This window comes from Gelidibacter sp. (assembly GCF_039916245.1).
GTDB lineage: Bacteria > Bacteroidota > Bacteroidia > Flavobacteriales > Flavobacteriaceae > Gelidibacter.
This window is the reverse complement of the sequence record NZ_JBDSLS010000026.1, coordinates 1-12,174: the sequence shown is the minus strand read 5'-3', so window position 1 is coordinate 12,174 and position 12,174 is coordinate 1. Positions and strand designations below refer to the sequence as shown.

The window sequence follows — 12,174 nt, the reverse complement described above, 5'->3', positions numbered from 1 at the left end:
TGATGAAATGACTTTGGTACGTCCAAAAACCGATGCCAAGAAGAGTAAGAAAACTAAAAAAGTAAAGAGAAAGAAATAATCAGATTGACAATTCAAAACTGAGCCCTTTCAATTGATTTTGAAAGGGCTTTTTTGTGAGTACGATTTTACTTTATGTGTTTTCTCCCGTAGCAATAAACATCATAACGTCATTAATGCATTTGTCCAAGTCGTTCAGGATTTCCTTTGACCAAAATCGGAATACGGTATAACCTTTTTCAAAAAGTTCCTGATTGACTTGTTTGTCACGTTGCATATTGCGTTCAATTTTTGGAATCCAAAACGCGCGATTGCTTTTGATGACGTCTTTGGTTTCATCCCAATGGTAGCCATGCCAAAATTCGCCATCAATGAAAATTGCCAAATTATATTTTTGGATGGAAACATCTGGTTTTCCTGGTAATTGTTTGCTGTCAATTCGATAGCGGACGTTCTTTTTCCACAAGGCTTTCCTGAATAAGAGTTCGGGTTTGGTGTTCTTCCCACGAATTTTGCTCATGATTTTTGAGCGTCTCTTAGTGGTGTAAAAACCTGAAGCCTCATTAAATCTTGGGACGATTATGTTGGGTTCATCGTAGGTCATTATTGTAATTATCTAAACGAAAATCCCTTTTTTTTATTATTCTCAAATTGAGTAAAAAAACTGTAGCACTTTAGTGTATTTCGCTTTAGCTTCTAAAAATTTGGACACTAATTTCACGAATTTTCACAAATTCAGTCGTCCTATGAGAATGCCTGCATAATTTATTTACTATAAATTTCACGAATATAATAAGTGTTGGGTCTGTTTAAATACCTATGACATTTTAGCGCATATTGATTAGTTCATCAATTTATTAATTTCATTTTCAATCCTATGTTCTCCTTCATAAAAGCCGACGAAGGATTTGACTACAATTCCATTCTTATCGATTAAAAAACTGTTTGGAGTTCCTGTAATATCATATTCTGAAATGTTTTCACCTTTCATTCCTTGTAAATCCGAAATATGCAGCCAGTTGCTATAATCTTCTTCGCTTAGTTTTTTCCAGTCTTTTGCTTCTGTGTCAATAAAATAACTGATGATAATGAAATCTTCTGGATTGTATTTTTGAACTAATTGTGGCAATTCTTTTTTGTGTTGTTCACTAGAATAAGGACAGTCTGGACTCCAAAAATCTAATAGGATGATTTTGCCATGATAGTCTGATAATTGATGTTTAGTGCCATTTAAATCTTTTCCCCAAATATCCCTGAATTTATCTCCGATTTTAAGCTGAACTATTTTTGAATATGCTAGCAATTCTTGTCCTTTTGGTGAGTTTGAGTTTACAGAATCGAGTCTTTGGTAAAACAATAATAAACTGTCTGTTGAAATTTCTTTTTTCTTGTACAATAAATGGTTTAATGCCATTTGGTTATTGGCATTTGCATACAGGAAATCGAGTTGATTAGAGGCTTTCTTAGATTTCTCACTAGCGTCAGATATGGAATAGTATTTAGTTAGTAAGTCTGATTGATCTGAACCACTAACTTTCGCGTTAAAAAAATCTGAATATTCCCCAACAATTGAAATATCCTTATTTTCTATAAATAGATATTTGTAATGGTCTATCGGTTTATTTTCAAGGTCATAAAAGAATAAGTAACAAAGTGAGGGTAAATCGACATTTCCTGAAAATTTAAAACTTTCATTTATCACATAAGTAGAATCTATGTTTTTATCGATGTCTCTATTGAAAAGAATCACCTTAGTGCTATCAGGAAAATTTTTAGCAGTTACACTTAAGTTGAAGCCCTCTTTTTTAGTTTCCTTTTGTTCTTTTTTACAAGAAATGATTATTAAAATGATGGTTAATAGCGTAATTATATTTTTCATAAGTGGTTTTGTCTGGTTTCTTCCGAAGTATAAATTTACTGTAATTTTTATAAATTAAAATTCAAATGAGAGATTGTGGAAGAATACCCTATTCGCAATAGCGATTGCAGCGGCATCCTTTTCTTTTTTCTTTTAAAAAAGAAAAGATACAGCGGAAAGCGCGGTGCTTTAGCAATTGCCCAAAAAAAAATGGCCTTGCATTTAATTCTCATCATAATTGAGAACGGTGCTTTAGCAATTGCCCAAGTAAGACAAAATCCCAAACAGTAATTGCTTGGGATTTTGGTTTTATAGGTTGATCATGAGATTGCTTCGTCGCGTAAAAACGCTCCTCGCAATGACGCTTTGAAAGATTGCTTTGTCGAAAAAAAGCTCCTCGCAATGACGCTTCTATTAGTATCTGTAGTATTCCGGTTTGTAAGGACCTTCAACCGCTACACCAATATATTCTGCTTGGTCTTCTTTCAATTCAGTCAATTCTACACCTATTTTAGCCAAGTGTAAAAACGCTACTTTTTCATCTAAATGTTTCGGCAACATATACACTTCGTTTTTGTATGCGTCTCTGTTGGTCCACAATTCAATTTGTGCCAAAACTTGGTTGGTAAATGAGTTGCTCATTACAAAACTTGGGTGGCCAGTAGCACAACCTAAGTTTACCAAACGACCTTCCGCTAAGATGATAATGTCTTTGCCATTGATGGTGTATTTGTCAACCTGAGGTTTGATTTCTACTTTTGAAGCACCATGCGTTTTGTTCAACCAATCCATCTGAATTTCGTTATCAAAGTGACCGATATTACAAACCACAGTTTTGTCCTTCATCGCTTCAAAATGTTCAGCACGAACGATATCTTTATTTCCAGTTGTTGTAATGATGATATCTGCATTGGCAACCACAGTTTCAAGACGTTTGACTTCAAAACCGTCCATGGCCGCTTGCAATGCACAAATTGGATCGATTTCAGTAACGGTTACAATACTTCCAGCACCTTTAAAAGACGCTGCGGTACCTTTACCAACATCACCATAACCACAAACCACAACGCGTTTTCCAGCTAACATCAAGTCTGTAGCACGACGCACAGCATCGACTGCACTTTCTTTACAGCCGTATTTGTTGTCAAATTTTGATTTGGTTACCGAATCATTCACGTTGATGGCAGGCATAGATAAAGTGCCATTTTTCATACGTTCGTAAAGTCTGTGAACACCTGTAGTTGTTTCTTCAGAAAGTCCGTTGATTCCAGCCATTAACTCAGGATATTTATCAAATACCATGTTGGTCAAATCGCCACCATCATCCAAAATCATGTTCAATGGTTTCCGGTCTTCACCAAAAAACAAGGTTTGCTCAATACACCAGTTAAATTCTTCCTCATTCATGCCTTTCCAAGCATAGACCGGGAAACCAGCTTCAGCAATCGCAGCTGCAGCTTGATCTTGAGTTGAGAAAATATTACATGAACTCCAAGTCACTTCAGCGCCAAGAGCTTTTAAAGTTTCAATTAAAACTGCCGTTTGAATTGTCATGTGCAAACAACCTGCAATACGTGCGCCTTTAAGTGGTTGAGAACTGCCATATTCTTCACGAAGACTCATGAGTCCTGGCATTTCGGCTTCGGCCAATTCTATTTCTTTTCTTCCCCAAGCTGCAAGGGACATGTCTTTGACTTTATAAGGTACGTAAGGCATTGTTTTTGTGTTCATAATTGTATATTTGTTTCTATAATTCGTTTTGCGACTGCAAAGATAATTAATAACTGCGAGAACTTAAATGCCTTTATATAAAACCATTACTCCAAATTCACAAACTACTGTTAAAATCTGGGAAATCACTGAGTCTTACGAAGAACTGATGCAGCCTATTACCTTAACGGAAACGTGCATGAACCGTGTTTTGAGCATGAAAAGTGACCTACACCGACGCGGATTTTTAAGTGTGCGTCATCTCTTGGCTGAATTTGGATATACCGATGCCGATTTGTATTATGACGAAAACGGAAAGCCCCATTTAAAAGACGGGAAACACATTTCCATTACCCATTCATTTACATTTTCTGGAGTTATTATCAGTGATAACGAAGTAGGAATTGACATCGAAAAACAACGGGAGAAAATCGCTGTCATCGCTCATAAATTTATTGGTTATGAACGCGATTATTTAGACAGTTCCGCTGAAGATTATATCAATAAACTGACCGTCATTTGGTGCATTAAAGAATCTTTATACAAATTGTTTGCAACTCCGGGCATGTTGTTCCGAACGCATTTTTTGGTCATTCCTTTTATGATCAAAGATGAAGAGACTGTGGCGTGGATTGACTATAAAGATTTTAAATATAGATACAACACTCACTTTTTTGAATTTGAAGGATTTACCTGCGCTTATGTTTGCTAATGAGTTGGTAGAGGGTAGAAAATAGAGGGTAGTGTTTTTTAAATTAGGCATTAGGCATTAGGCATTAGGCATTAGGAATTAGGGATGAGGAGGATTTATAGATTAAAACATAATCAAATGAAAATCAGTGAAAATCTGCCAAATCAGAGAGTTCTATATTTAAGCTTATGATTGATTGATGATAGTAGCCAATGACTGATAACAGAAAGAAAGTTGATGGATATTTTTAACAATGAATTTATTAATTAAAAAGGCCAACACTAATCAAAAAGTTCAATAAAGGATAGAAAAACATTTGTGCATTCGTGGCTAAAAAGAAAAATTTATATCAAGATATATTAAACTCTATTGCAAAAGGAGAAAAACTTTTGGCCGTCTTGATTGATCCTGATAAAATGGAACTTGAGAATGTTCCATCTTTTATGATCAAATTAAATAAATCCAAAGCCACGCATGTTTTTGTTGGCGGAAGTACGGACGAAAATCAAAAAACAGATGTACTTATCAAAAATTTGAAACCATTGACGTCATTGCCTGTTCTTATTTTTCCTGGCGATGTGTCACAAGTATCGTCTCATGCTGATGGTTTACTGTTTTTATCCTTGGTGTCGGGCAGAAATCCGGAGTATTTGATTGGTAAACAAGTTGAAGCGGTTTCCGTTTTAAGAACGATGCAACTTGAAATCATTCCCACAGGATATTTATTAATCGAAAACGGTAAAGAAACTGCTATTGAGCGCGTGACTCAAGCCCAACCTTTAAAAAGAGAAAACATTCAGGAGATTGTTGATACCGCTAAAGCTTCGGAACTTTTGGGTATGAAATGCGTATATCTTGAAGCAGGAAGCGGCGCGATGGCACCTGTGAATTCTGAAATTATTCAGGCCGTAAAAAATGAATTGCAGATTCCGTTAATTGTTGGAGGCGGAATCAGAACTCAAAAACAATTGGATGACGCCTATGCTTCTGGTGCTGATCTCGTCGTCATTGGAACGGCGTTTGAGCTGGATGAAGCATTTTTTAAAGAAATAAAAAAAGAATAATGAACCAAGAGAAAAGAATAAAAACAATATAATTTTATGAATTAGCAAGTTGGTCTCTTGTCTATATTCTATTCTCTATTGTCTAAAAAGATTCCTGCCTGCGCAGAAATTGTAAAACCTGACCGATAAAACTATGAATCATATTTTTGATTTTTTTATTGACGCCTATCGCAATGCGCCGACCTCTCAAATTGTCCTGGAAGTCATCGTGTTTGTTTTTGGGGTTTTAAGTGTGTGGTATGCTAAAAACGAAAATATTTTAGTGTATCCTACGGGAATCGTCTGCACTGTTATTACCGTGTATTTGTTGTATATCAATCAATATCTCGGCGATATGACGATGAACCTTTACTATTCTGTTATGAGTATTTATGGGTGGTGGAACTGGTCTCGGAAAAAAGGGGATACACTTGTTGTACCCATTTCTAGAACCACAAGAAATGAAAAACTAATAGGGATCGGTTTATTTTTATTAACCATGCTAGTGACTTATTTCATTTATTTTGGCTCTAATTTTGACCTGGAGATTCCAAATTATATAGACATCTTCACCTCCGGAATTTTCTTTACGGCCATGTGGTATATGGCCAATAAAAAGTTGGAAAACTGGACCTTATGGATTATCGCAGATATTATTACCATTCCGCTGTATGCGTATAGAGGATTGGGGATTTTATCGTTACAGTACGTCATCTTTACAATTTTGGCTATTCAAGGCTATATACAATGGAAAAAAACCTTAGACAACACCCATCAAATTGCCTAAAAGTAGTTTTGTTTGGCCCTGAATCTACAGGAAAAAGCACTTTGGCTAGGCAACTGGCTGAGCATTATAATACTGTTTTTGTGCCTGAATATTCCCGTATTTATGCTGAGGAACAATTGTTGCACAACAAATTATTGACCGAAAATGATGTGTTGCCAATTGCTGAAGGTCAAATGCGACTTGAAAACTACTTCACCCCAAAAGCGAACATCTTACTCATTTGTGACACCGATTTATTGGAGACAAAAGTCTATTCAGAAGCGTATTATGGCGGCGTCTGTGATCCTGATTTAGAGAAATATGCGATTGAAAACATTTACGATTTGTATTTTTTGACCTATATTGACATTCCGTGGGAGGCTGATGCTTTAAGAGACAAGCCACATGAACGGGAAACCATGTTTTTGGCTTTTGAAAAGGCTTTAAAAACCTACAATAAACCCTATGTTTTGTTAAAAGGAAATATGGAAGAGCGCTTGACGTCTGCCATTGATCAAATTGATGAACTTATAAAAAATAAGACGTGAAATTTACAGAAAACGACATACGACAAATTGAAAATAAAGGCCTGACTTTAGCCAAGGTTCAATCGCAAGTTGAGCTTTTTGAAACCGGTGTGCCTTTCGTAAATCTGAGTTCAGCAGCAACAATAGATAATGGAATTGTAAGATGCTCCGAAGCTGAAAAGGCCGATTATATCAATTACTTTGAAGCTAAACGGAATACTATTTCGATATCAAAATTTGTTCCTGCTTCTGGTGCGGCTACACGGATGTTCAAAACCTTGTTCAAGTTTATTGAAGAATATTTACCGGAGACTGAAACCATAAATTCATTTATCAATAGGAATAAGGGCTTGGATTTGTCCCTGTTTTTTGTGGGGATTGAAAAGTTGCCATTTTATGAATTGGTTCTTGAACAATTGAAGGTGTTTTATCCAGACTATAAGTCCTTTTCCGACGATAAGCAAAAGTTGTTATTTGTTAAAACCATGTTGGATGAGGATAAAATGAATTACGGATTTTATCCCAAAGGCTTATTGCCATTTCATGAGTATAAAGACCATTTGGCGACTGCTTTTGTGGAGCATTTGTTTGAAGCGGCACTCTATGCTTCTACAAACAACATTGCGATTTTACATTTTACAATTTCTGAACGTCATAAAAATAGTTTTGATCATGAATTTCAACGTGTTCATAAAATCGTGGAACGTAAAACCAATACTAAGTTTCATATTTCATTTTCCTATCAGAAGGAATCAACCGATACGATTGCGGTAACTCCAGATAACGATTTTTTCCGAGAGGAGGATGGGCAATTAATGTTCCGACCATCTGGACATGGCGCACTTTTAGAGAATTTGAGCCAATTGGATGCCGATGTGATTTTTATTAAGAACATTGACAATGTCGTGGTTTACAAATATGAAAATGAAGTTGCCGAATATAAAAAGATGTTGGCTGGGATGTTGCTTGAAAACCAACATCAAGTTTTTGATTATTTGAATCTTCTCGAAAATGAAGAGGTCTCAGAAAAGGATATTTCTGAAATTGCCGAATTTTTGGTGAATAGGTTATACGTGGTATTTAATATCGAATTTCATAAATATGCCACTAAATATCAAATCGAGTATCTGGTTGAAAAATTAAACCGGCCAATTCGCATCTGCGGCATGGTAAAAAATGAAGGCGAACCTGGTGGTGGCCCGTTTTGGGTAAAGGAAGAAAGTGGTCAAATATCGCTTCAAATTGTGGAATCTGCACAAATAGATCATGAGAGTAAAGCCCAAATGGAGATCCTGAAAAATGCCACACATTTTAATCCGGTGGACTTGGTATGTGGCATCAAAAATTATAAAGGCGAAGTTTTTGATTTACAGAAATTTGTGGATCCCACGACAGCTTTTATAACGATGAAAACAAGCGCGGGTAAAGAATTAAAAGCTCTAGAACTACCCGGACTTTGGAACGGCAGTATGGCACGATGGAACACCATTTTTGTTGAGGTGCCGCTGATCACTTTTAATCCTGTAAAAACCGTAGCTGATTTGTTGAAACCGACGCATCAGATTAAGTAGTTTTCAGTTGGCAGTTCTCAGTGTGCAGTCGGCAGTCAATTGGAGAGAAGAAATCCAATATGAACTCTGTTTAAAAATCGGTGTAATCCGTGAAATCCGTGTCTAAAAATAAATCATGAATAAAGACATTCTACAATCCGAATTACAATTTAAAGCTGTTAGAAGCTCAGGTGCTGGCGGTCAGAATGTCAATAAAGTCTCTTCTAAAGTTGAGCTTATATTTGATTTGGAAGCTTCCTTAGGTCTCACAGATGATGAAAAAGAGCTATTAAAGCAATCTCTCAGTAATCGGCTCACTAAAGATAATGTCCTTTTGCTTCAATGTGAAGAAAGCAGAAGTCAACATAAAAATAAAACACTGGTGGTTGAACGTTTTTTTAATCTCCTTGAAGACGGATTATTTATTCCGAAAGAACGTATTGCAACAAAAACACCACGATCAGTCGTCAGGAAACGATTGAAAGCAAAGCGAAAAATATCGGATAAAAAAGCGAATCGGAAGCCGCCTGAGTTGGAGTGAGTTTTTAGTCGGCAGTTGGCAGAATTCAGTCAGCAGTCTTCAGTGAGCAGTCTTCAGTCAGCAGTCTCAGTCTCAGTCACAGTATTCAGTTGGCCTTGTCTACGGGGCATTAAAAACCTTTGGCTCATCAATATTTTGGGTCTCAGGAGCTCGGCGAGAACTACACGAATTTGGGCGGATTGCTACGTGCTGTTTCATTGATCTATACAGATGTTTCACTGAGATATATTTGGAATTTCGATTATGGTGGAGATACAGCTAATCCCTAATCCCTCATTCCTAATGCCTTTTTTCCTCTGCGTCTCCGCGTCTCTGCGAGAGAAATTGTAGCACGCTGATTTCTACTGATCTTCAATGAAAAATATGAGGAATTTTGATTATGGTTGAGCTGCAACTAATCCCTAATACCTCATTCCTAATTCCTTTTCCTCTGCGCCTCAGCGTCTCTGCGAGAAAAGTTCCTGAGTATTCTCAAAGTAATTTCCCCCTCCAATTCTGTTGATTAAAAAATTATTCATTCTTACTTTTTAATTCTTATTTCATTCCTATCTTTGTACTGTTCTCAAAAAAGGGGTGCTTGATAAATTGAAGATTGAAGAGTAACGATTGAAGATTGATGAATACAAACGTTCAGAAAATCAACAATCATAATTCAACAATCAACAATCTTTTCGGCTGAGATCATACCCATTGAACCTAGAACAGGTAATGCTGTTTAGGAAAAGGCGATAGTCGCCCATTAATTTTATTTGTTTCGAATTTGTCGTCCGGAAGACTTTGTAGAAACAAATAAAAATCAAATTAATAATAAGAATAATTACCTCTTTTTATTCGTCTAAAATCTTTTATTCGAATGAAAACTCTATTCGCAAGTCGATCGGCTCAAAGTCGAATCAAACCATCTTTAAAACTTGTTTTATCTTTTGTTTTGCTGTCGCTTAGCTTCACTGCTTTTGCGCAAAACTATCGCGTGTCTGGTCGCGTAACCCAACAAAATGCTGAGCCACTTGCTGGCGTGAGCATTCAGTTGAAATCTGGCCAAGCTTGGACGCAAACCGATCTTAACGGACAGTATGATTTGGAATTACCTAAAGGAAAACACACTTTGGAAATCCGGTATCTCACAGCACGGCCTGTCGAAAAAACCTTTGATCTTACTGCAGATTTAGTGTTGGATATCCTCATTAATGAGCATGCAGAAATTTTAGATGAGGTCTTGGTCAATGCTGTTCGTGTCGGTGCAAATTCGCCGATTGCGCATTCTAATATTTCTAAAGAAGATTTAGAAAAGCGAAATCTCGGTCAGGATATTCCAATGCTGCTTAACTTTTTACCATCGGTGGTAACGACGACAGATGCTGGAGCTGGTGTGGGTTATACCGGAATACGTATACGTGGGATTAATGCACAATCGACCAACGTCACAATTAACGGGATTCCGTTTAACGATGCGGAATCCATGGGAACGTTTTGGGTAAACTTGAGTGATTTTGCGTCTTCAACCGAAAGCATGCAATTGCAGCGTGGTGTAGGAACTTCAACCAATGGTTCTGGGGCTTTTGGAGCGAGTCTTAACGTGCTTACCGAAGGGGTGTCTAACGATGCTAGTGCCGAAATCGCGAATAGCTTCGGAAGTTATAACACGCACAAACACACGGTCAAATTCAGCACCGGACGTTTAAATGACCATTTCGAAATTTCAGGGCGATTGTCAAACATCAAATCTGATGGCTATATCGATCGTGCAACATCAAATCTGAAATCATATTTCCTTCAAGGCGCTTACGTGGATACCAATCGGTTGATTAAAGCCGTAGTTTTTGGCGGTCAAGAAATCACGTATCAAGCTTGGAATGGATTGGAAGATTTAGATCTTTTAAAAAATGACCGAACATTTAATACCGCTGGAATGTACACTGATGCCGATGGAAACATTCAGTTTTATGATAATGAAATTGACGATTACAGTCAGAATCATTACCAATTACATTGGAACGAGCGTTTGGATAAAAACTGGTCGACCACTTTAGGATTGAACTACACCAAGGGTCTAGGGTTTTTTGAGCAGTATAAAGAAAATCAAAAATTAGTTAAGTATGGCATGGATATTATCGTGCTGGGTGGAGAAACCATTAGTAAAAGTGATTTGGTGCGTCGTCGTTGGTTGGACAACGATTTTTATGTGGTTAATGCCAATGCCAATTATAAAGAAGATAACTTAAATCTGTCTTTTGGTACATCTTTTAGCACCTATAGTGGCGATCATTTCGGGGAGGTTATTTGGGCACAATACGCAGGAAACACACCAAAAGGACATCGGTATTATGATGGTAACGGAAAGAAAATAGATGCTAGTGTCTTTGCAAAGGCAACCTTTAATATTGACGAGCAGTTGAGCTTTTATGGCGATCTGCAATTCCGAAATGTAGGTTATAATACAACAGGGACAAATTCGGATGTCGAGCTTATGGAGCTTGACGAAACTTTCAATTTCTTTAATCCAAAAGCCGGATTGACCTATCAGTTTAATCCAGCAAACGCGATGTACTTTTCTTATGCAAGAGCCAATCGTGAACCGAACCGCAAGGATTATCAAAATAATGCCGACGTAAAGCCAGAGCAACTGAACGATTTTGAGATGGGCTGGAGGTATGAGGAATCCACATTCCGTATGAATGCCAATGCTTATTATATGTTGTATAATGAACAATTGGTATTGACGGGAGAACTTAATGATACTGGTGGCGCAATCAGAACCAATAGTGGCGATAGTTACCGTTTAGGGTTAGAATTGGAAGCATCACTGCAATTGACTTCGCAATGGCGCTTGCAGCCAAGTGTGACTGTGAGTTCTAATAAAGCAAAAAAGACAGTGGTTGAACTTGATGGCGAATTGGTCGATTTGGGCAAAACAAACATTTCGTTTTCCCCAAATGTCGTGGCATCAAATGCTTTAACATTTCAGCCCAAAGACTATTTTCAGATCAGTTTATTGAGCAAATATGTGGGTGAACAGTTTATGGGAAATACCGATTCTCAGAAATCTAAATTAGATGCTTATTTTGTCAATGATTTGAATGTGACTTACGAATGGGTTTTGAAATCTAAAGATGATTCACCGAAAAAACCGTTTATTAAATCGATTCTGTTTTCCGGATTGGTCAATAATATCTTCAATGAGAAATATGTTTCCAATGGATTCTATTACACCTATGATGATAAAGACACTGATCCAAACCAAGTGACCACGATAGAAGTTGCTGGCTATTTTCCGCAGGCTACCACCAACTTTCTGATTGGAGCGACCTTAAAATTCTAATTGGTAACAATAAGGGAGTTTCCGGATCTGGATACGCGGTATTCCTTGAGTCCGCAAGGTAATTGTTTGCCAATGGAACCTCCTGTAAATAAACTATAAGTATTGGCGTCAGTGCAGCCACAAACTGCATTGGCGCCAGTAATTGTAAGTA

At 37.1% G+C, this 12,174-nt stretch carries 12 protein-coding genes; 9 read left to right on the top strand and 3 right to left on the bottom strand.

Translation table 11 applies throughout. From position 1 onward, the window contains the following. Positions 1 to 151: 151 nt before the first annotated feature. Both ABIQ28_RS01585 and ABIQ28_RS01580 read right to left on the bottom strand, forming a co-directional pair. A complete protein-coding gene (locus tag ABIQ28_RS01585; protein WP_348034998.1) occupies positions 152 to 622 on the bottom strand; it encodes a very short patch repair endonuclease in 471 nt (156 codons plus the stop codon). A gap of 237 nt (positions 623 to 859) precedes the next feature. After that, positions 860 to 1,897, bottom strand: a complete 1,038-nt coding sequence (locus ABIQ28_RS01580; protein ID WP_348034997.1) for a TlpA disulfide reductase family protein — start codon at positions 1,895 to 1,897, stop codon at positions 860 to 862. 75 nt (positions 1,898 to 1,972) lie between these two features. Here ABIQ28_RS01580 and ABIQ28_RS01575 point away from each other — a divergent pair, with 75 nt between their 5' ends. Beyond that, the gene (locus ABIQ28_RS01575) at positions 1,973 to 2,167 is read left to right on the top strand and encodes a hypothetical protein (RefSeq protein WP_348034996.1); all 195 of its coding nucleotides are present in this window, start codon (positions 1,973 to 1,975) and stop codon (positions 2,165 to 2,167) included. Positions 2,168 to 2,290: 123 nt separating this feature from the next. On the opposite strand, the gene ahcY is transcribed toward ABIQ28_RS01575, so the two are convergent. Beyond that, positions 2,291 to 3,607, bottom strand: a complete 1,317-nt coding sequence (ahcY, locus tag ABIQ28_RS01570) for an adenosylhomocysteinase (protein WP_348034995.1) — start codon at positions 3,605 to 3,607, stop codon at positions 2,291 to 2,293. 67 nt (positions 3,608 to 3,674) lie between these two features. On the opposite strand from ahcY, the gene ABIQ28_RS01565 reads away from it, so the two are divergent. From ABIQ28_RS01565 to ABIQ28_RS01530, 8 genes are all read left to right on the top strand, one after another. After that, a complete protein-coding gene (locus ABIQ28_RS01565) occupies positions 3,675 to 4,298 on the top strand; it encodes a 4'-phosphopantetheinyl transferase superfamily protein (protein ID WP_348034994.1) in 624 nt (207 codons plus the stop codon). A 305-nt stretch (positions 4,299 to 4,603) separates the two neighbouring features. Then, positions 4,604 to 5,341, top strand: coding sequence for a geranylgeranylglyceryl/heptaprenylglyceryl phosphate synthase (locus ABIQ28_RS01560; RefSeq protein ID WP_348034993.1), 738 nt, complete (start codon positions 4,604 to 4,606; stop codon positions 5,339 to 5,341). Positions 5,342 to 5,474: 133 nt separating this feature from the next. Then, positions 5,475 to 6,107: a nicotinamide riboside transporter PnuC gene (pnuC, locus tag ABIQ28_RS01555; RefSeq protein WP_348034992.1), complete on the top strand. Its 633-nt coding sequence runs from the start codon at positions 5,475 to 5,477 to the stop codon at positions 6,105 to 6,107. Next, positions 6,068 to 6,634 (top strand): ATP-binding protein, encoded by a 567-nt coding sequence (locus ABIQ28_RS01550; RefSeq protein ID WP_348034991.1) that lies wholly within the window; start codon positions 6,068 to 6,070, stop codon positions 6,632 to 6,634. The genes pnuC and ABIQ28_RS01550 overlap by 40 nt, the downstream gene beginning before the upstream one ends. Continuing rightward, on the top strand, positions 6,631 to 8,184 hold the full coding sequence (locus ABIQ28_RS01545) for a DUF4301 family protein (RefSeq protein WP_348034990.1): 1,554 nt from the start codon (positions 6,631 to 6,633) through the stop codon (positions 8,182 to 8,184). Before ABIQ28_RS01550 ends, ABIQ28_RS01545 begins: the two co-directional genes overlap by 4 nt. A gap of 115 nt (positions 8,185 to 8,299) precedes the next feature. Beyond that, entirely contained in the window at positions 8,300 to 8,704 is a 405-nt protein-coding gene (gene arfB / locus ABIQ28_RS01540; protein WP_348034989.1) for an alternative ribosome rescue aminoacyl-tRNA hydrolase ArfB, read from the top strand. A gap of 119 nt (positions 8,705 to 8,823) precedes the next feature. Then, the gene (locus ABIQ28_RS01535; protein WP_348034988.1) at positions 8,824 to 8,973 is read left to right on the top strand and encodes a hypothetical protein; all 150 of its coding nucleotides are present in this window, start codon (positions 8,824 to 8,826) and stop codon (positions 8,971 to 8,973) included. Positions 8,974 to 9,557: 584 nt separating this feature from the next. Then, positions 9,558 to 12,023 (top strand): TonB-dependent receptor, encoded by a 2,466-nt coding sequence (locus ABIQ28_RS01530; protein ID WP_348034987.1) that lies wholly within the window; start codon positions 9,558 to 9,560, stop codon positions 12,021 to 12,023. Positions 12,024 to 12,174: the final 151 nt, after the last annotated feature.

Bases quoted from the DNA above. Each gene is read 5' to 3' on its own strand.
- ABIQ28_RS01530 (WP_348034987.1), top strand. From the start codon at position 9,558: ATGAAAACTCTATTCGCAAGTCGATCGGCTCAAAGTCGAATCAAACCA.
- pnuC (WP_348034992.1), top strand. From the start codon at position 5,475: ATGAATCATATTTTTGATTTTTTTATTGACGCCTATCGCAATGCGCCG.
- ABIQ28_RS01585 (WP_348034998.1), bottom strand. From the start codon at position 622: ATGACCTACGATGAACCCAACATAATCGTCCCAAGATTTAATGAGGCT.
- ahcY (WP_348034995.1), bottom strand. From the start codon at position 3,607: ATGAACACAAAAACAATGCCTTACGTACCTTATAAAGTCAAAGACATG.
- arfB (WP_348034989.1), top strand. From the start codon at position 8,300: ATGAATAAAGACATTCTACAATCCGAATTACAATTTAAAGCTGTTAGA.
- ABIQ28_RS01550 (WP_348034991.1), top strand. From the start codon at position 6,068: ATGGAAAAAAACCTTAGACAACACCCATCAAATTGCCTAAAAGTAGTT.
- ABIQ28_RS01565 (WP_348034994.1), top strand. From the start codon at position 3,675: ATGCCTTTATATAAAACCATTACTCCAAATTCACAAACTACTGTTAAA.
- ABIQ28_RS01580 (WP_348034997.1), bottom strand. From the start codon at position 1,897: ATGAAAAATATAATTACGCTATTAACCATCATTTTAATAATCATTTCT.